General features: G+C 52.9%; 21 protein-coding genes and 1 pseudogene. 11 read left to right on the top strand and 11 right to left on the bottom strand.

Annotated elements, in window-relative coordinates:
* Window positions 1-10: 10 nt before the first annotated feature.
* Complete coding sequence (locus tag QEH57_RS18135) at window positions 11-448, bottom strand: hypothetical protein (RefSeq protein ID WP_309008189.1); 438 nt, start codon at window positions 446-448, stop codon at window positions 11-13.
* A gap of 263 nt (window positions 449-711) precedes the next feature.
* On the opposite strand from QEH57_RS18135, the gene QEH57_RS18130 reads away from it, so the two are divergent.
* The 3 genes from QEH57_RS18130 to QEH57_RS18120 all read left to right on the top strand — a co-directional run bounded on the left by QEH57_RS18130 (window position 712) and on the right by QEH57_RS18120 (window position 2,537).
* Window positions 712-1,746, top strand: a complete 1,035-nt coding sequence (locus QEH57_RS18130; protein ID WP_309008188.1) for a permease — start codon at window positions 712-714, stop codon at window positions 1,744-1,746.
* 203 nt (window positions 1,747-1,949) lie between these two features.
* Window positions 1,950-2,135, top strand: a complete 186-nt coding sequence (locus QEH57_RS18125; protein ID WP_309008187.1) for a hypothetical protein — start codon at window positions 1,950-1,952, stop codon at window positions 2,133-2,135.
* A 3-nt stretch (window positions 2,136-2,138) separates the two neighbouring features.
* Window positions 2,139-2,537, top strand: a complete 399-nt coding sequence (locus QEH57_RS18120) for a metalloregulator ArsR/SmtB family transcription factor (RefSeq protein ID WP_309008186.1) — start codon at window positions 2,139-2,141, stop codon at window positions 2,535-2,537.
* A gap of 13 nt (window positions 2,538-2,550) precedes the next feature.
* On the opposite strand, the gene QEH57_RS18115 is transcribed toward QEH57_RS18120, so the two are convergent.
* Window positions 2,551-3,465, bottom strand: coding sequence for a sialate O-acetylesterase (locus QEH57_RS18115; protein ID WP_309008185.1), 915 nt, complete (start codon window positions 3,463-3,465; stop codon window positions 2,551-2,553).
* Between the two features lie 221 nt (window positions 3,466-3,686).
* On the opposite strand from QEH57_RS18115, the gene QEH57_RS18110 reads away from it, so the two are divergent.
* Window positions 3,687-4,103, top strand: a complete 417-nt coding sequence (locus QEH57_RS18110) for a hypothetical protein (RefSeq protein ID WP_309008184.1) — start codon at window positions 3,687-3,689, stop codon at window positions 4,101-4,103.
* Between the two features lie 166 nt (window positions 4,104-4,269).
* On the opposite strand, the gene QEH57_RS18105 is transcribed toward QEH57_RS18110, so the two are convergent.
* On the bottom strand, window positions 4,270-4,728 hold the full coding sequence (locus tag QEH57_RS18105; RefSeq protein ID WP_309008183.1) for a hypothetical protein: 459 nt from the start codon (window positions 4,726-4,728) through the stop codon (window positions 4,270-4,272).
* 589 nt (window positions 4,729-5,317) lie between these two features.
* Window positions 5,318-6,655, bottom strand: a complete 1,338-nt coding sequence (locus QEH57_RS18100) for a hypothetical protein (RefSeq protein WP_309008182.1) — start codon at window positions 6,653-6,655, stop codon at window positions 5,318-5,320.
* Window positions 6,656-6,945: 290 nt separating this feature from the next.
* On the opposite strand from QEH57_RS18100, the gene QEH57_RS18095 reads away from it, so the two are divergent.
* Together QEH57_RS18095 and QEH57_RS18090 are read left to right on the top strand one after the other, a co-directional pair.
* Entirely contained in the window at window positions 6,946-7,197 is a 252-nt protein-coding gene (locus tag QEH57_RS18095; protein ID WP_309008181.1) for a hypothetical protein, read from the top strand.
* 3 nt (window positions 7,198-7,200) lie between these two features.
* Window positions 7,201-7,353, top strand: coding sequence for a Dabb family protein (locus QEH57_RS18090; protein ID WP_309008180.1), 153 nt, complete (start codon window positions 7,201-7,203; stop codon window positions 7,351-7,353).
* Window positions 7,354-7,430: 77 nt separating this feature from the next.
* On the opposite strand, the gene QEH57_RS18085 is transcribed toward QEH57_RS18090, so the two are convergent.
* The 3 genes from QEH57_RS18085 to QEH57_RS18075 all read right to left on the bottom strand — a co-directional run bounded on the left by QEH57_RS18085 (window position 7,431) and on the right by QEH57_RS18075 (window position 10,257).
* Window positions 7,431-8,285 (bottom strand): phytanoyl-CoA dioxygenase family protein, encoded by an 855-nt coding sequence (locus QEH57_RS18085; RefSeq protein WP_309008179.1) that lies wholly within the window; start codon window positions 8,283-8,285, stop codon window positions 7,431-7,433.
* Window positions 8,286-8,604: 319 nt separating this feature from the next.
* Window positions 8,605-9,096, bottom strand: a complete 492-nt coding sequence (locus tag QEH57_RS18080; protein WP_309008178.1) for a helix-turn-helix transcriptional regulator — start codon at window positions 9,094-9,096, stop codon at window positions 8,605-8,607.
* A 342-nt stretch (window positions 9,097-9,438) separates the two neighbouring features.
* The gene (locus tag QEH57_RS18075) at window positions 9,439-10,257 is read right to left on the bottom strand and encodes a hypothetical protein (protein WP_309008177.1); all 819 of its coding nucleotides are present in this window, start codon (window positions 10,255-10,257) and stop codon (window positions 9,439-9,441) included.
* Window positions 10,258-10,426: 169 nt separating this feature from the next.
* On the opposite strand from QEH57_RS18075, the gene QEH57_RS18070 reads away from it, so the two are divergent.
* Window positions 10,427-10,789, top strand: a complete 363-nt coding sequence (locus QEH57_RS18070; protein ID WP_309008176.1) for a hypothetical protein — start codon at window positions 10,427-10,429, stop codon at window positions 10,787-10,789.
* Window positions 10,764-11,990 carry a hypothetical protein gene (locus tag QEH57_RS18065; protein WP_309008175.1) on the top strand — a complete coding sequence of 409 codons (1,227 nt, stop codon included), beginning with the start codon at window positions 10,764-10,766 and terminating at the stop codon, window positions 11,988-11,990. Before QEH57_RS18070 ends, QEH57_RS18065 begins: the two co-directional genes overlap by 26 nt.
* A 282-nt stretch (window positions 11,991-12,272) precedes the next feature.
* Here the strand turns inward: QEH57_RS18065 and QEH57_RS18060 are convergent, their stop codons facing one another.
* Window positions 12,273-12,494 carry a hypothetical protein gene (locus QEH57_RS18060; RefSeq protein WP_309008174.1) on the bottom strand — a complete coding sequence of 74 codons (222 nt, stop codon included), beginning with the start codon at window positions 12,492-12,494 and terminating at the stop codon, window positions 12,273-12,275.
* 240 nt (window positions 12,495-12,734) lie between these two features.
* Here QEH57_RS18060 and QEH57_RS18055 point away from each other — a divergent pair, with 240 nt between their 5' ends.
* Window positions 12,735-14,201 carry a hypothetical protein gene (locus tag QEH57_RS18055; protein WP_309008173.1) on the top strand — a complete coding sequence of 489 codons (1,467 nt, stop codon included), beginning with the start codon at window positions 12,735-12,737 and terminating at the stop codon, window positions 14,199-14,201.
* 462 nt (window positions 14,202-14,663) lie between these two features.
* Here QEH57_RS18055 and QEH57_RS18050 read toward each other — a convergent pair whose 3' ends face one another.
* A complete protein-coding gene (locus QEH57_RS18050; protein ID WP_309008172.1) occupies window positions 14,664-15,641 on the bottom strand; it encodes a hypothetical protein in 978 nt (325 codons plus the stop codon).
* A gap of 628 nt (window positions 15,642-16,269) precedes the next feature.
* On the opposite strand from QEH57_RS18050, the pseudogene QEH57_RS18045 reads away from it, so the two are divergent.
* Window positions 16,270-16,599, top strand: a pseudogene (locus QEH57_RS18045) (integrase core domain-containing protein); the annotation flags it as partial.
* 342 nt (window positions 16,600-16,941) lie between these two features.
* On the opposite strand, the gene QEH57_RS18040 reads toward QEH57_RS18045, so the two are convergent.
* On the bottom strand, window positions 16,942-17,142 hold the full coding sequence (locus tag QEH57_RS18040) for a hypothetical protein (protein ID WP_309008171.1): 201 nt from the start codon (window positions 17,140-17,142) through the stop codon (window positions 16,942-16,944).
* Window positions 17,143-17,247: 105 nt separating this feature from the next.
* Between QEH57_RS18040 and QEH57_RS18035 the strand changes: the two genes are divergently transcribed.
* Window positions 17,248-17,544 carry a DUF1778 domain-containing protein gene (locus QEH57_RS18035; protein ID WP_309008170.1) on the top strand — a complete coding sequence of 99 codons (297 nt, stop codon included), beginning with the start codon at window positions 17,248-17,250 and terminating at the stop codon, window positions 17,542-17,544.
* Here QEH57_RS18035 and QEH57_RS18030 read toward each other — a convergent pair.
* Window positions 17,541-18,074, bottom strand: coding sequence for a hypothetical protein (locus QEH57_RS18030; RefSeq protein ID WP_309008169.1), 534 nt, complete (start codon window positions 18,072-18,074; stop codon window positions 17,541-17,543). The two genes, QEH57_RS18035 and QEH57_RS18030, sit on opposite strands and share 4 nt — an antisense overlap.
* Window positions 18,075-18,329: the final 255 nt, after the last annotated feature.

The raw sequence follows: 18,329 nt of genomic DNA, 5'->3' as shown, positions 1-18,329 counted from the left end.
TCTTTAACGTCTAGCGAGTGACGAACTGGTAGACGCTGTATCCAACGATCATGACACCGATCAGGCAAGCCGCAAGAATGGGACGGTCGGGTGGGATTTCGAGGCCGTCCTTCTTCGCCTTTGCCAGTTCCTCGGGGTGGTAGATGCAGGAGCGGCAGAGGATCAGGCAAAGGAAGAACATGCCGGCGATCGCGAGGAAGATGTGCAGGGCGTAGGTGAAGGCGATCAGGGCGTTGTCGCCGAGTTGCGTGGCGCTGGCTCCGAAGACCGAGGCGCTGGCCATCATGGCCAAGGCGAAAACGTTGATAGGGGTTCGGGCCCTGGTGACGGCCTGCCAGAGGCTGGCGTAGGGTGGGCTGTCCGTTTTCAGCGGGTGGCCGCAGTGGGGGCAGCTCGGCGCTTTATCGGAAAGGGGGCGTTCGCAGGCGGGGCAAGGTTGGTTGGACATGCAACAGGATTAGGTGAGGGGAGCGTTTTTGCACAGCGTATTCAGCTTTTTCTGCAGGTGGTTTTGGGGGCGAATGCCTCGAGCTTTGGCTAGCGCGTAGAGGCGGGCTGGATTGTCTGAGGGCTCGTTCAAGCCGGCGAGCCCTGCATCCCCTTGCCGCTGCTTGGGCCCGGGACGCCGCTGCTTTCTGAAATAAAACACTTGCAAACTAATGCAAGTGAGCAAATGAAAGGCGCTTTTCCATCGCTTTAAGATTTCGCGTTATGAATACAGAAAAACTTAGCATTGCCTTGAACGAGTTCGTCCACGTGGGCGGAGCGCTGGTGGTCGTGATCGCGGTCGTCTCCCTCCTCACGGGATTCATGCGGGAGTACATTCCGCAGGACAAGCTGCAGAAGAAGCTGACGAAGCATGAAAAGTTCGGCCCGCTCCTGGGGGCCTTTCTCGGGATGCTCACGCCGTTTTGCAGCGCTTCGGTGGTTCCGGTGACCATGGGGATGGCGAGCATGGGCATTTCGCTGGGGACGGTGCTGAGCTTCCTCGTCTCGGCGCCGCTCTGCAATTTCATCGTGATCGCGATGGTCTATGCCGTTTTCGGCTTCAAGGTTACGGCGGCCTATTTCGCGATCGCCTTCACGGCGGCGGTGGCCGGTGGCTGGCTGATAACGAAAACTCCTTGGAGGAACGAGATCAAGCGCGGCGAGGAGCTCGGAGACCGGAAAGCCGCGGGAGGCTGTAGTGCCGCGGCACCTACGAGCTGCGGTCAAGGACCAGCTCCGGCTCCGAGCTGCAGTCGGAGCGAATCCGTCTGCGGCGAACCGCTACCCTTAACTCCCTGCGAGGCCCTGGCATCTGGGGGAACCGTTGCGGCGGTGGCTGCGGCGGAACCGGGGAAGCCGCAATTGGCACTTCGTTTCGCGTGGGCCTTGTTTAAGAAGATTATTCCCTATGTGCTTCTGGGGGCCCTGATCAGTGGCGTTTCGGCCGCCTACCTTTCGGCGGATATCGTCGAGAAGTACGTCGGTGGCGACAGCCTGCTTTCCATCTTCATCGCTGCGGTAATTGGAGTGCCGGTGTACCTTCGCATTGAGATGGCGGTGCCGCTATTGAAGGTGCTGATCGCGAAAGGCATGGGGCTGGGCCCAGCGATGGCCCTTATCATCGGCGGCACAGGCGCCAGCCTTCCGGAGATCGCGCTTGTATCGTCGGTGCTCAAGCCCAAGGCGGTGGTGGCGTTTGTCGCTATCGTTCTGAGCGCCGCAGTGGTAGGTGGCATCCTAATCCAGTGGGTGCTTTAGGAGAACGGGGAGCCTCGCGGACGGCGCCGGTAACGGCTGGCCCTGCGGGGCCGATTCAGTTGCGACAAGAAAAGTAAGCGAATATGAAGCAGTCCGAAAAGCTGAGCCCTACGCCAAGGCGATCAGGCCTTTGGCGCCTTCTCGAGTGTTGCCCGTACCGGCATTTGTTCCGGGCGCTTTCGACCTTGGTTCGAGGCGGGAAGATGACGGAGCAGGTAAAGGCGGGGCGTAACATCGCCCTGCTGGGCTTCTTTTGCCCTTTTTTCTGGATCGCCTTGTTATCTGGCGCCGAGGCTTCCACGTTGGGCCTCCATGCTGCCCATTCCGGAATCGTTTTTTTGGCTGGATTGGGCATCCTGACGGTCGGTTTAATGAAGCAAAAAGAATAGCGAATGAATGAACACTATATCGATGCCCTGAAGGCACTGGCCGAACCCCATCGCTTGCGCCTCTTTTGGCTGCTGATCCATGTCGACCAATGTATCACTGTGGCGGAGGCCATGGACGTGACGGGAGATACCCAGTACAACGCTTCCCGCAATTTGAAGATTCTCTACAAGGCGGGTCTGCTGGCGCAGCGCAAGTCCGGCAAGTGGGTTTATTATACGCTAGCCGAACAGGCCTTGCCGCACTGGCGGGCCCTGGTCGATTCCGTTCGGGCCTTGCCTGAAGGCGAATTTGCCGATGTGGCCAACCGCTGCAAGCAACGCCTGGCCATGCGGGTCGACGGAGAGTGCGTGGTGGGGCCGAGCAGCGAGCAATGGCTCGAGGTGATCGAGGGAAAAGGCTGAGGCGGCGCCGAGATCAGTCCTTGGGCGTCGCTTTGTTGAGGGAGTGGATCCTTCGGGCGAAGTCGCGGCCCATGAGGACATAACCTTCCGAGAGGTAGTGCCACGCGTCGTGCTCTCCGTATTCGAGTTGCTCGGTGACGGTTGAGAGCGATGCGAAGGGGTCCTGCGCGGCGAAGGCTTCTTGGGCCTGCCGCACGGTGTCGGAAAATTTCATGACCGGCTCCGGCTGGCCGCTTCGCGAGTCGGTGATGCGGCCGATTACGATGGGCAGGGTGTTGTCGCGAAAGGCGGCCCGCATGAGGCGCATCAAGTTGGTCAGGTTCTCCTGGTAGGCCTGCGAAGCGGCTTGGCTTTCGAAGGCGTCGGCCTCTCCCTGCATCCAGATGATGCCCGCTGGCACGAGCTGGTCGGGTTCGCCGTCGGAGTCGATGTCGCGCGCGGCGAGGGCGTTGCGGACCGTTTTTAGGAAGTAGTCGTATTGGTTGAGCTTGCGGACGCTGGGGTCCCAGGATCCGTAGCCGGAGACGCCGTCGAGCAGGGCGGTGCCGCCCCATGCGTATTTGATGATCGCGATGTTTTCCTCCGGGGCGAGCTTCAGCAACTCGTCGGCGAAGGTGATTTCGGGACCGAAGCGATCGCTCAGGACGTATTCGCCGGCGACGAAGTCGGAACCGAGCCCGAAGCCGACCGTGAGGGTGGTCCACTTGCCGTCGCCGCCGGTCGGGTTCTCGTCCATTTTCGAGGCGCCGCTGAAGATGGGGACTTTGTAGATGCCCTCGTCCAGGTCGTCGGGGAGCCCGTTCTGGTAGCCGAAGCCGACCATGTTGGACTGGCCGCCGAGGAAGTAAACGTTGTAGGTATTGGCGTTGGCGCTCGCAAGCAGGCAACCAGCCAAAAGGAATAGTAGGGCGGTGAGCGGGGTAGGCATGGCGGTAGGTTGTTATGGGAGTCGTGTCGTGGATAGACTGAAGCGAAAGGCTTCGCGAAAGTCCAAGGTCGAGACTCCTACAAAACTTAGATAAGCACGGACAAAACTGTAGGCAGGGCCTGAGGCAGAGGCTCTGTGTTCCTCTCTGAAGGAGAGGGCCGGATTGAATATTCCCACGAGGGCTTCGTCCAAAGAGGCGTTTGTTTTTAACCTGAGCTCTTATGAAAATATTGATTGTCGTTATCTATAGCGTCCTTGCCTTGGGCTTGAGGGCGGAACCGTTGCGCCCTGGCGACAAGGTCGCTGCGTTTGACCAAGTGGAAATTCCGGAGGGGAAGATCGCTTTTGGCGGAGAGTGGAATGCTCTCCGTCCATATTTGAGCGGATTTGAAGTCGAGTACTGTCGCTTCTTAAGCAACAAGCTGGGAGAACGCTTTGCCTTGGTGACGTTTACGAGTCGCAAGGCAGGGTTGAAGAGCGTGCGCGAGGAGCACATCGTGGGCGTGTTTGCGAATGGAGAGCGGCGGCGGGCGATTCGGCTGGAGGGAGAGGCGCAGGTGGGCGCTCGCGGAAGTTTGCTGGTCCACTTCGGCACGCATGCATTTCCCCTGGTGGGGCTGGAAACGCGTACGGAGTGAATCGGCTGCCGCTCGGCGCTGCGTTTTTGGGTGCTCTATGTAGTGAAAACTGGATACGCGTCGCGCTCTCCGTGTTCGAGTTGCACGATTCCGTGACGGAACGCAAAAAAAGCGACTCGCGGGAGGAGTCGCTTTTCGAACCAGTTTATCGGGAAGGTCGAACGAATCAGGTCGGTCCGGCGACGGGGCCGAGGGTGGTCTTGGCTCCGCCTGAGATCGGTTGCACGATCACGTAGACAGGGCCGTTGTTCTTGTCGATTTCGAGGTCGAAGGTTTGGGTTATGGCTCCCGTGGCGCTCGTTAGCACGATGCTGCCTCCGGCGGTATTGGAGGTCCAGCCCGCGGGTTTCGTAACCGTTACGCTGTTCACGTTCAGTGGAAGGATGAATTCCACATAGTTGATATTTGAGGCGCCAGTAGTGGATACAACGTAGGTCCATTTGGTAGGGCCGACCGCGGTGACGGATACGGTATAGGAGCCCGACGTAGCAGTCGTTGCGGGTGCGGCGGGCGGAGGGGGAGGGCATCCTGCTAGGAAAGTAAGTATTAGACCTAGAGTTGCAAGGTGAGCGAGGGTGTGGAGGGAACGAAGCCCGTTTGCTCTTTTCGAATCTCTATTTTTCATAATCGGATAGGATCGATTGGATTTAGCCGGGGTAGGCGGGCTGTTTTATTATATAGGCGGCCTACAGCAATGGCTTGTAGTAACAATTCCTATACGTGCTTTGCGAGCTAATTCGTACCTTGGGACTTTATCCCGTTCGCTTGTAGAGTGTGGGATTCGTATTGTCGATCGTTCCGATCGAATGCCGATTTCCGACTTCGTGAGCGTAGGATGTAATGCTTCCGCTGCCGGCGCGAGAGCTGCAAGTACGTGGATCGACGGAGATGAGGTTCCGTCGCTATCCGGAGAGGTCGCGCATGGTCGAGTCGGGTATGATCAAGCCGCAATCGCTCCTGTCGGAGCAAGTGCCCTTGGTGGAACCGTCTCTCCTTCTCGAGGCGATGAGTGACTGCGATACGATTGGCTATTCAGTTGATCGTAGCCGACTAGACGCAAAGAAGGGGAGGCGGTGGGGGCGCTACTTCTGTGTTCGTTTTATGGGGATGCGTTAGAACAGGGGTGGGGAAAACAGCTGGACAGGATTGTAGCAGCATTGCGTTCAGGGCTATCGTGATCAAGCGCTGGATCGTATGAGCAAATTCTAGCGAAGCTAGGAATTGCTGACCTTGCTCGTGAGCTTTTCCAAGACGGTAACGCCTGCGAAGCCGCAAATAGCTCCGCTTAGGAATGCCCCTGCTTCAGTTGCGACGATGGCGCTGGGAAGCATCAAATAGCCCACGCCCAAAACGCCTGCCACAAAAGCAATGACGCTTATTGCCAGGCCTTCGATGATCCAACGTGTGGTGTTCTTTTTGCTGGCTCCTTTGATGAATCGTCTAGAGAAACCGCCCAATGCTCCCCCTGCCAGAACGGCGAGAAGAGGGCCGATAGGGAGAGTCTGTTGTATCGTTCCAGTGGATACTGAGTCTCCTGATCGGGCTGTCACCTGCAGCGGCCCTATGCCTGTTGACCGGACTCGGAACTGTGTCTGAGCATCTTGAGGTTCTAGAACGAGTTGATCCGGGTAGACCACTGCTCTGCCGGTTACTGATACGGAAATAGGTAGAGGTGAATCTCGCTCGGCGATGTCACCATGCGGAAGTACTTGCGAGAGGTCGAAGGTTACTTGTTCCAGTCCGAAGCCGAGCATTTCGCTTTGCCGTGATTTTAGCTGGAGGCGTGGCATGGCCCGCAGTTCGAGGTCGACGTCTGAAATCGTTGATCTCACTTTCAGTACCGGGTTCTCTGTGGTGGGAAGGAACGCTAGCCTGAAAGACTTTTCTTGGTTCAGTCCAACGCCTCCGATCCTGATCTCGGGAGCCGGATCCGCCACCAGTCCTTCGAACCCGACCTTAACGTCGACGGGCTTTTTCAGTTCGGAAGTATTTTGATCGTCGCTTGGCGGTTTGAGCCCGAAGGTAACGTCCGTTTCGTATCGCTCGCTAAGCGGGTTCCAGATTGCTGGTAGCGGACTCGCAAGGAAGGTGAGCCGGAACCAGCCGGCTTTAGTAGAGCCAACGGTACCAGGGCGTGTGGAAATGATACCTCCAGGCAGTTCCAGAAGCGTTGGGCGGTCGAGCACTTTGGTCTCAACTGCTTTGGGCTTTATAGCGAACTGAGCTAGTGTTGACGGGCTAATCGTAAGGTTTCCCTCAACTATTTTCGGTTTGAGCTCCGCCTCTGCGTTTCGTCCATCGAGATCGGTAATTTCCCAGTCCGTAAGGGGGCTGTCCGACAGCGATTCGATTTTAAGTCTATCGAACGATACGCGTTTAAGGTCAGCCGTTTCGCGGATCCTAGCGCTCAGCACCGACGATCGCTCGATGGTGCGCTCTTCTTTCTCCTGTCCGACCGCAAGCGATCCCAAATTCAATAGTAAGGCTGCGATCAGGACCCGAGTCGTTGCAGATTCCATGCTCGAGATCGTGCCACGGATTGGCGTTTGCACAACGTCTTTGTTTCGGGGCCGTGGCTGCATGCGCTGAGGAAGTTGCGGCATGCGGGAGTTGTAGTGGTGAATAGGGGGCGTTGCGGCTGCGACTATGCCAATCATTCGCGGAGCCGACTAGATGAGAAAGTTGAATGCCGTGGAAAGGGAGCTGCTTTAGGATGCTGATACAGCGTGAATAAAACGGGCTGTCGCGCTATGTCGGTTGCATCTCTGTGCATGGACCGTTTCGGCCTCGCTCCAGGTCTATCGAGTTGATCTCTCTTGGCGGCTGCATGATAACCAGCTCTATGAATCAACCGAACCGAAGAAAATTCCTCATGGGGACTGCCGCCCTCTGCACCGCCTCTGCGCTTCCTGCTCTATCCGGCAAGGAGTTGGACGCCAGCCACAAGCTCGTTCACCACGTCTTTTTCTGGTTAAAGCGCCCGGACTCCGAGGGGGACTTGAAAATGCTGCTGGAGGGGATTCGTGGCCTCGCTCGAATTCCCTCGGTCAAGGGCCTTCATGTGGGGGTGCCGGCGAGTACGGAGAAGCGCTAGGTAGTGGATAATAGCTTCAGCGCCTCGGAGATCCTCTTTTTCGATAGCGTGGAAGGGCAAGACGCCTATCAATTCCATCCCTTGCACAAGGAGTTCGTGGAGAAGTATTCACATCTCTGGGACAAGGTCGTGGTGTACGACGCGATTTCGGTTTAGGGAGGAGAGGTTTGGAGTGTTTGCGGGGGGCTTTGAGTCTTTCGGACTGTGGAGTTGCTGCTAAAGCTCAGCTAGGCTCAAGTCCAAGGGCTGGGGTGCTTCCTGTGCATATAGTAAGCCGACTCGGCGTGCTTCAGGGATTTTTTGGGTGGCGGTGGGGTGAAGTTGCTCCAGTAGTGAGTCACTAGGCTTTTGCGGGTGAGGTCGTGGTTCGCTATTTTTCCGCCTCCGTGATAAAGTTGAGCGTGCCAAAAGAGGACATCTCCCTTCTTGCCTATGAACGGGACTTTTTCGATGTTGCGCTTTTTTAGTTCGGCACGCGTGTATTCTTCTGCGGCGGTGCTCTCTGAACTGTCCGTCATTCGAACGCCGCCGTCTGAGAATATATAGGGAGGGATCTTGTGACTGCCTGGATAAAAGTGCACAGCTCCTGCATCCGGATGAATATCTTCAAGGCAAATTGACGTCACGACCAAATTTCCTCCTTCCGGAGGCGGCATGCTGTAAGTATCGAAATGGTCGGGCTGCTGGCTTCCTTTCTCAAAAATCAAGGAATTGATGATCATGGGATCTCTACTCATTAATTTTTTCAAAGCCTTTACGATGACTGGGGATAGGCACATGTCCCGACACCATTCAAAGTCTATATACAGGTTGTTTAACTTGTGCACCAATTTCCTGGATCCTTCGGGAGCGTCTTTGAAAAGAATGCGCTGCCCGTTTAGATCGCCTTCCCAGAAGTCAATTACGATGGGGGGCTCTAGGCTTCTTCTTTCGCTCCATAGTCGATCAACATGATCGTTGAATGAATTGATTTCTCGCTCGGAAAAAGCTCCCTCAAGGATGAAGTATCCATCTTCGTCCCACTTCTTTAGATAAGATGGGTCCAGGTCTAGTCGCTTTGTTCCAAAAAAATGATTTAAAAACCCCATGGGTACTCTCGGTATTGCTTGCAGCGAATTCGGCTAATTTTGAATTGATCTCGAGGGCGAGGCTAGGGGGTTGTTTCTTGGTATCAAGTTAGATGTTTCGGTCTTTTTGAATGGGGGCGTTCACGTGCAAGCCTCCTCGATGAACGTCTATCGAGCGTTTTAAGAAGCGCCATTATTTGCGTCTGCTGGCGTGAGCGTCGCCTTCGAGGGGGGGGGAGGGGGCTCCCTTTGGGAAAGTAGTGAGCTGTTACCCGTTCAGCCCTTCTGCGGCGCTTGGTCGGGCTCTGTGCGTGGTTGGGTGGTGATGGTAGAGCTTAGCTTAGTGGCGGAAAAGCAGTTCGTTGTAGTTGTGGACGCCCATTTTTTTGTAGAGGTTCTGGGCGTGCTTTTCGGCGGTGCGGGGACTGATGCCGAGTTCGCGGGCGACTTGTGGGAGGGTGAGGCCGTCGAGGAGTAGATTGTGGATTTCGGATTCGCGTTTGGTAAGGGGCGATTGCGGTTGGGGCAGCGGGCTGGGTTCTTGAGATCGCCAGATGACGAGTTGGCTGCTTTCGTGCAGGTAGTGCTTTTCGGTGGGACTGTTGAGGTGCTCGAGGAGTTGCTTGCGCGGAATGTTTTCTGCGTCGAAGCGGTCGCGAGCTTGCCCGTACAGGTGATAGCGATTGCGGTTCTTAGAATCTTGGGAGGCGATCGACCAGCCGAGCTGCCCGAGCAGGGCGAAGAGGGAGGTGAGGCGATGGATGTCGATAGAGAGCCTGTCCGCAGCTAGGAACTCCGCGGCGATTTGTTCGGCTATCTCGTTTTCGGACATCTTGATTTGGATTTGTTAACCGCGATCCAGCCGTTGCTAGGAGTTGCGGCGGACAGGGAGGACGCTGAGGTTTTTGTAACCGCTAATGGACGCTAATAAACGCGAATGGAGTTAGGGTCTTGATGTGACTTAACCGCAAAGGGCGGAAAGCGGGCCGAGGATGGATAGTGTCATCGTTTCACGCGGATAAACACGGATCAATTTGTGGAAGCCTTTTACTCAGGCTTCCTGACAGAATGTTTATTTCTCTTAGGTTGGAACTCCGGTCCGGCGGTCTTGGTTTGTTTGAAGGGCGTGGACTTTTTGTGCCGTTCGCTTCATATGCGTTTTTGTGGCCGAGGCTCATCGTATCTGCTCGATTGTCTCCAGTGGGCTATCGGAACGGAGGGTGGCGAGGAGTTCCTTGTTGGTGGTGAGCTTAAGTTTCTCGCGGGCAGCGGAAAGCTGGCGGCTGAGGGTGTCGCGGCGGATGTTCCGGTCTGCGGCGATACGGCTAAGGCATTGGCCGGAGGCGAGCTCTTTGAGCAGGAGTAGCTCGCCAGGGCTGAGGATATTGAGGTGGAGCAGGCCGTAGGTCCGTTCCATGATGGCGGCTACGATCTCTGCCTGGCGTTGAGCGAGCTCCTTGGCGTGGATGCGGTGAACGAAGGGGGCGATGATGTCTCCGGCGGTCCGGAGGAGCTGTCGCTCGTGCTCGGAGAAGTCGCGGTGGCGGCGATTGACGATGAGCAGGAACTCCGTGGTGGACGTGGAGCAAAAGGGATAGGCCAGCTGGTAGCGGGCGTCGAGGTGCCGGTAGACTTCCAGGTAGAGCGGATTGTCGCGAAAGAAGGCGTCGCACTGGTAGTCGGAGAGACGGTAGGGGCGCGGAAGCAGACCGTTCCACCCGAAGAGGGCGATGACCGGATGATGGCTCAAGTTCGCCACTAAGGCGGGGAGGAGACTGTTGATCCGTGAGCGATGGCTTTCGGTAACATGGCTATCCCTGAGAAAAGTGAACGCTGGGGTCCACTCGTTCCAGCAAACGCATTCGCTGGGTATGAGTCGATTCAGGTAGAGGAGGCTGCACTCGGAAAGCTCTTCCCAGTGCGACAATTGGGAAAGGTGGCGACCGAAGTCCCGCAGTACCCTGAAATCGGATTCCCGGATTTCGTAGGACATTGGATTAAACTAGAGGAGGATTGCGTATACCATGCCCGATCAGCCGCTCTCATTCAATCAATTAATTCAGGAAATACGTAGTTCGTGGGGTGGGAATTTGTTCTGGCGGCGATATTATCTACTCGAGTTTTAGGGTGATTGCACTTCGTACTCTACAACTATTCTGCTTATGAGTGAATGGAATAAAAATAACTCAGCGCATCGCATTACATGGATAACATTGTATATACTCAGGCAACACCGTTCACTATTTCCTGGGGCTGGAAGTCTGTTGATGCCTGATCTGGTGTTTTTTAACAAGACTTCTGATGCCGACCTAAGGAGGTCATTGGCTGAAATGATAGCGTTGCAGGTACACAGTGTGTTCATTTCTCAGTTTGGTGTTGGTTTGGAGGACGGAAAAACCGAAGATCAGGCAGTTTCTGAAATGGTAACTATATTGGTGGATGAATTGAAAAGTATTCATGATCTCTCAGAGGTGAATGATGTGAGTTATAAATTCTTTAATGAAGAAGATGAGCCAATTTTGTAAATGTACTTTAGCTTGGGTTGCAATAGCTCTGATTTTACAGAGCCTTGTAAAGGGCGAAATCAATGGGAATAAGTCAGAAATGGAAAGGCAGTTAGGCTTATTAGTGCCTTTACTTCGTGCGATTGATGATGACTCGGTAGCTTCTGAGAGTGAGGCTGTGAATCTTTTGCTGCGGGGTTTAGTGGAAGAGTCTCCAGATGCGGCAAATAAAATGTTAAATGTCTTCCGTAACCGAAGTTCTAGGTTTATGGAACTTCTTAAGGGATTAAAAATTGATTTCAAAACCTTACATGGTTCTGATGTTTTAGGAATCGGTTATGAGTATAATCGCGATATTTCGAAACGTTATTTTTTGAATGATGTAAATAAATTCGGTGGGGTCGGGTTGGTGATTGATACGTCGGGTGATGTAGCAATGGATTCGAATGATAATCCTAATGATTTTATTGAAGGAAAACTTGCTTTTAGTGTGTTTTATTCGCTTGGAGGAGTGTCTGTTTTGTCAACCGATGAGCAGGCGGAGTTTAACAACGAACTCGCCTTGAAGTTGGCAGATATAGAAGAGATGCATATAGAAGAGTTTGAAAGACTTTCCGAGTTTAGGGACCTTGTCGGTGGTATTAGGAATAATCTGTCTGATCAGTTTTATGTCGATTTAAAGGTTGATGGAGGGATTGAAAGTGATCAATCGTTCGAGGTCGTTAGGCATTCATTTGGTATGCATGCTTCAGTTCTCGCGAAAGGTTGGGGTAGTGGGTCGGCCCTAGGGCGCTATAACGTTTTAGACTATCCTGGTGCGTTAGTCCGTTATCTCTTTGGTTATGGGGATTGGCAGCCAAGGGGTACGGCATTTCCTGAGTTTTTAGTTGGGGTAGATAGAATTGATCCCACCGATGAAGATGATCCTCGAGTCCTTGCGGGAGATGATAGCGACTACTCGAGGTTTCGCTTCACAGCATCCTTCAGATCGGAGGTGGGGAAGTTGTTTGGAGATCGGATATTTGTTGAAGGTACTTACAGGTACTTTAGTGAATTCGATCCTGAGGAGGTTATCGAAGATGTAGGCTTGTCCTCATCAACGTACTATACGTTGTCATTGTTGTTGCCTGGGAACTATTTTGTTAGTTATGCTCATGGTAGGCTGCCTTTTGATGAAATTGATGAGTCAGTTTATCAATTGGGATTAAAATATAATTTTTAGCATAATGATTGGAGGTGGAGACTGCAGGAGGTGGCTAATTATTCAGTGTTTGAACCGCACGGTTGGTTTTGAGAAAGCCGACTTAGACTTTGTTTAAAGAGTGGCATCTCTCTTTCTTGGACGTCTCCTTGGGTGAAGCGCTGCAAAGAGATTGTAACGGGTCTACCTTTTTTGCGATCAGGGTTTCGTAAATCGCTGATGCTTTGCTTCCTTTCGGCGAGAGTTACGCGACAGGTTTGCTGACGGCGGAGTAAGGCGTAGCTTTCAGGGCTTTGGTTTCGCTCATTCCAGATTTGACGGGATTGAGTTTAAAAAAAAGTGGTAAAGCTTGCTCATCTGGTCGATGTCCTCAACTGGAAGGGGTTTGAAGCGTCCCTGGAAGTAGTAGCCTTGTTCGTTGAGAAGTCGATTGAAGTGATTGGTGAATACGCGGGAGAGACGTTGCAACCCAACATTCAGGTGCTCTTCAGGTGTCTCATTGGCGAGATGGAAGCGTTTTTCCATGACGCAGAATGCGTTTGGCTGCCATTCGGTCTCCTTGCAGGGATCCTGCATGTATTTGATGAATGAGGCCTTTGATCGTTTGTTTTCGAAAGCATGTGACCGGTGGTTGCCACGGATGCTGGCGCTTCGATTTAGTTTTAATTTAGTCTCTTGGATCAGTGAGGTTTATGCAGTAAAATCACTCCCATATTTTGGATCTTTTCAGATATAGCCTGCCTAAATATATAATATCTTAAGTATATGAATTATTCAATCGTCGTTCTCCGGTTGCTGCTTAGCTGTGCGGTGGTGCCTGCTGCTGTTTGGTCTCAGCTTAGCGGAAAATCTCCTCTGGATGCAAAGATCTTAATTGATACGAATGGATCAGGGAACGATTACAGTTCGTTTTCAACTTCGGATTACGATCCCAGCTATTCGGGGGTCGTCACTGGTCTTGGCAGCATTAATCCGGATGTGGTTTACGTATATGGAAAATCGAATGGTGGATGGGGGCATATCCCCGTGACGCCGAATGTGGGTGTGGGTAATCGACCTTATGCAAGTAGAGTATGGGGTTACGGTCCCAATTCTGGAACAATGTTAGATTATAGTCGAGGGAAGCCGCCGTATACGATACCCGGTTGGGAAACGGGAAGTAGTGTAATAGCCAATTCGGCCTGGGGCGTAGGTCAAATGTGGCAACCGGAGAGGTTCGAAAGCGGTTTGACCTACAAGTATACTCTTCCGGTTTGGTCTCATGGTGGTTTATCCTGGTCTTACAAGGACCCTGAGCCTTCTCCGGCTGCGGGATTGGGAGGAAATGGTTTAAACCTTAACTATGGGGAATACGGAATAACAGCGCGGGAAGTTGTGCCGATCGATTTAGATGAAGAATTTAGGAGGACGTTTAACTCTCGGATTCAAGGAGCTCACGAAGATATGTGGAAATGGTCGATTCGTGATCCTGAACCCTTTGGTGTGGATCCTTTCGGGAATGATTTTGAGAACTTGCTTAGGCAGATCAGGAGTTCCTTTTTTCTGCCTTTTGCTTTCGCTCCTGAAGTGGGTGATCCGGGTTCGGGTTCCGGGAACTCTGATCGAGATGCCGAGAAGACCTTGGAAGAGGGTAATAGTGGAGATGTTGATGAAATTACGAAGCAGCCAACGCAACGGTTTCTCGCTCAGTTGAATCCGGTTAGTTCCGAAGTGAGGAAGAGGTACGAGGCGTATCAGCTCCAGTTGCTCGAGTATGGGGCAAAAAAATTGGAACGTGCGATAGCTGCGTTTGAGGAACTGGATGGTTTGGAGGAGGAGGTATCTGTCCAGGGGGAGTCGACGCAATTGGAAAGGCTTTCTACAAAATACCAAGAAAAGCTGATCGAGCACGAAAATAGTAAGTTAGACTATAATATAGCACTGTATAATAAGAAGAAGGGTAATATAGATGTTGAATTGACTGATCAAAACAGCGCTTTTTACGGGCAATCAGCATTTGGTTGGGTAAGCCTGGTTGTCGTGCATCTTTTGTTTGTTATCGGGATTGGTGTCGCGGTAGCGGAAACAGTGAAGGGGTGGGGGGCTCCTCCAGCGGATGCTAGTCATGAGGTGATGCTGGGTTTTGAGAAGGTTGCACTCAAATCAAAATCTCTCTCTGTGATACTGCTTGGATTGACTTTTGCTTTTTATGTTTTGTATCTGAAATTTGTATATCCGATTACTGTATTATAGTTTCTCTTGTGGAGGCCGTTCGACGTTGTGGAACTTCAATAGCGGGTCGCGGATCTTATTCCCCCCCCCCGCCCACCCAGTCGAATGCTTGGCGCGTTCCTTGAATCTCAACGCTTCAGTCGATGTCGCAGTGGCGTTGGGGATGTGCTTCGGACGGCAGCTTCGATCCGCGAGGCCCTCGCGTCCGTTGCTGCCGTAGCCTCTTGAGGTGTTTGTGGCCAGTCTTTCGGCTGATGCCGAAATCTCGGTGCAGCTCGCCGGCTGTGAATCGCCCGGTCTGGGCTAATGCTGCAAGACGTTCTCTTTCGATAGTTGGGTCGGTCTCTTTCCATAGCATAAATGCCATATCGGAGTGTAACCCATCTCCTTAGAATATATGTAACCTGTGTCCTCGTATTGTACTAGAAGTACGCCGGGGTGGGGGCGATCGAGCTGCCTCGCAATCTTCTCGTTGAGTTTGGTTTAGCGAACTAATATATACTCAATGTCTTCTCCTAGCAACTCCCCTGTGATGGCGTCTATAGCTCTGCTTGCGACTCGGTAAACCCCTTTTTTCGTGTTTTCATCAATTTCAACTAGGACGAAAGGGCCAAAATTGACCTCCGCTTCGATGAATAGGTCGTTGTCAGAACCGAGGTCAAAGATCTCTATCGCGTCTCCGGCTGGAGTTTTGAGGGAGGCTTTCCATTCGATGGCACGGTTGCCGGTCCCTTTTGAAGATAAGCGTTCCACTTCGGCTATATCACCAGCAGTGAAGATCGCTTCGTTTAGTTCCAACTCCACTGTTATTGGGAAATTGTCTGGATACCTGCTTTGTGGTATTACGATTAAGTTTACATTCATTTCAGCTTGAACGAGATAGTCGCCTTTTGTCCAGGTGCTGGCGCTGGCCGCGAACACGTAATCGCCCGGAGGTAGGGTGCCCGATTCGAAGATAAAGGATTCTTCCTCGCTATTACCGATTAGCTCGAAGACTTGATCCTTTCCGGACAAGGAAGAGATTGCACCGTAGCCGCCATGAACGCCGAAGTAATAGTAGCGAGCGCTCCCCTCGACGTGGAAATTGCTCAGTATTTTCGCTTCCGCCGCCATAGCCGGGTCGACATCGCTGGTATTGGAAGTATTATAAGATAGCTGCAAGCTGGGTCGGAAGAATACGGCTATGCCTCCGTCTGTTGTGCTTCGGATCGAAGAGACCTGGCTTGCTGTTACAGTGTTTTGGCCGCTTACCAAAGCGGTGCTATTCGCGTTACCCATGTGCCAAAACTCAGATTGGTCATTTTGGGAATTTGCTCCGGTTGCCGATACGCTGCGGTACTGGCCGAGTGGCGTTAGGTAGGGTTCGGGGATGGTCGTTCCAGCAAAGGACTTCGCTATCGAGAAAACGAGGGAAAAGACTAGTGTTAGAAGAGAACTGTGGCTGATGGGAATTTTGGACATTAGAATCGATCGTTTAGAGGAGGTTTGGAGACCTGAGTTAGGCGCTAGCGACCACCTTGAGCGGTCGAGTACGTTGGATTATTCTAAGAGTGAATTAATTGGGAAGCTTGTTTTTCAAAGCTTGTCGAAAGAAACGCGATGCTGATTTATTGCCAAGTCGCCATTGCGTTTGGGGAATCGATACTAGCCCTGAAGCTTCATAGGGCGGATAGTGTTTTTTTCAAGGGCAAGAAGAGTCTTTGGTTTGAAGGAGGCGCCTTGCGACTGACCCTTTGAGTCAAAAGTGGCAGGCAGCGCTGATCTATCAAACGTAAGCTCTGGGTGTGTTGGTTTTAGGTGAAGGGGACCCCAAAAAGTGGACGCGGGGCTTGGTTGGATTGATAGCCAGCGAAGCCGCAGATGAGATGAAAGAGAAGAACGTTCACAGCGGAAGCCAAAGCCAAGATCGCCCTGGAGACAATGAAGGGCGAGAAGACGGTTAATGAGATCGCCCAGCTCTACGAAGTTCGCCCCAATCAGGTGAGCCAGTGGAAGGACGAGATGATCGCCAACGCCTCCGCCGCTTTCGAGAAGGTCAAGCTCGTGCACGATGGACGGCGCCAGGTGCAAGTCGGTGCTGCAAGAGGCCCTGCTGTCGGGTCGTGCCGAAATCTTCAATACAGACCAAGGCAGCCAGTTCACCTCGTCGGTCTACGTGAAGGAACTGGCCGACAGCGAGATCAAGGTGAGCATGGACGGCCGGGGGCGCGACCTTGACAACGTCTTCGTCGAACGGCTCTGGCGCAGTGTGAAGTACGAGGACGTCTACCTCAAGGACTACGAAGAGATGGCCCAACTAAAGTGGGGCCTGAAGGCCTGCTTAGAGTTCTACGACAGCCGCCGTCGGCACTCCTCGCTTGACGGCAAAACGCCCGCCGAAGTTTATAAATCCGAGAAAGAGGAGAAAATGGCCGCATGAGCGGCGCCGCCCCCTGAGGGGGGCGCATGGGGATGAGGTGAAACCTTCAACTGAACCAAAGCAAAGAAACCAACTAAAACTCAGCTAATCCCTGTCTCACTATACGGGTCCACCTCATTTTCTTCGTTCCGAAATGAGCTCCGGTCGTGCGCCCTAGGATCCAGCGGCTCTATTCTGTATTGGGGCTCGGGCATTCTGTTGTATAGGATTACTGGATACGAGGAAGATTGACGAGGCGGTGGGGCGAACATCAAGGTTTAAGCCCTGACCCTGTTCTGCTGCTTTCATGCCGAATTGCTAGGTAGGGGAATGGCGGTAACAAAGGTATTGGATTGACCCTTTTTATCCACGCACGAGGCTGGCTATCTCCGCTGGTGGGGCTTCAAGGGGCCAAGGGATGGTTTCCTTCTCAAGGAGTTTGGTTTGGAAGCCAGCCCGCTTTTCGAGGAGGGATTGAGACTTGGGTTGGAACTTAGCTGCGAAGGAAACGCTGAGGGTCGCGAGGGCGAGGAGGAGAAGTGTCGCTTGGAAGGCGCGTTTCATGTGGGAGTTGGGTTGTTGGAGTGATTCGGGGGTAAAGGTTGGCTCTTTTTAGCTACCTCGTAAGTTTGTGGTCGTCAAAGATCGAGCTTGAGTTTGTGTGTCGTAATGACGTACAAAATGGTGATGAAGGCGGAAACGGAAAGATTGGCGACGCGGATTCGTCCGGAGGACAAGCAGTTGATTGAGCAGGCTGCGGCGCTTTCTGGGGTGTCGGTTTCGGCCTTCGTGAAGATGCGTCTCCGCGAAGCGGCTTTGCAAGTGATTGATCAAGAACGGCAAATCAAGCTGAACGCTGAGGAGTCTCTGAAGTTTGCAGAGGCGTTGCTGGCTCCGCCAAGGGAGCTGCCTGCGGCGTTTAAAAAGGCTATGGAACTCTATGATTCCATGGTGGAAGAGCGTTAACTTTGGTAGTGTCTCGTGAGGAAGCCCAGAGCTTCGTCCATTGGCAGGAGCATCTGGCGGCTCGATAGTTTTTTGAATCCGTAGGAGCTGTAGTACTCGACCAATCGATCGTTTTTAGGGTCTAGAATGATGCCTATCGATCCGATTTCGTCGGCTGTTCTAATAGCCCGTTTAAAGAGGCTAGCCATCAATAGCTTACCAACAGGAGTTCCTTTGGCACTGGTATCCCTAGCGATTCTCCCCAGCAGGGAGGCAGGGATGCTTGAGTAGCTCGGTAGTTTGAGCTGCTTTTTGAGCTCTTCGGGGATCGAGGCTGCATCAATGGATGCGTTTGAGAGAGTGCAATACCCGAGTATCTTCTCGGGAGCTGATTTTGAGGTGAGAACGAAGCAGGTCGAAGCTCGCGCTTTTGCGTCTTTTCGAGCCTGAGTTTGGATGTACGATTCAAGTGCCTTTTCTTCGTTTCGGAATGAGCTGCGGTCGTGCACCTTGGGATCCAGTGGCTCTATTGTGTATTGGGGCTCAGGCATTCTGTTGTGCTGGATTACTGGATACGAGGAAGGGTGACGGGGGAGAGGGGGGGGGGATATCAAGATTTAAGACCTGCCCTGTTTTGGCTCTTTCAAAGATTACGGTTTGACCCCTTTGTTCGCCTATCAAAGATTACGGTTTGACCCCTGCTATGGGTTACCTGCCCTGTTTTGGCTCTTTCAAAGATTACGGTTTGACCCCTGCTATGGGTTAAATTGTCAAGTCGCGTTGGATCTGATTATTTCATATATTCA

This window comes from Pelagicoccus sp. SDUM812005 (assembly GCF_031127875.1).
Taxonomy (GTDB): Bacteria; Verrucomicrobiota; Verrucomicrobiia; order Opitutales; family Opitutaceae; genus Pelagicoccus.
The sequence above is the reverse complement of the archived record's forward strand: the minus strand, read 5'-3'. Positions and strand labels throughout refer to the sequence as shown.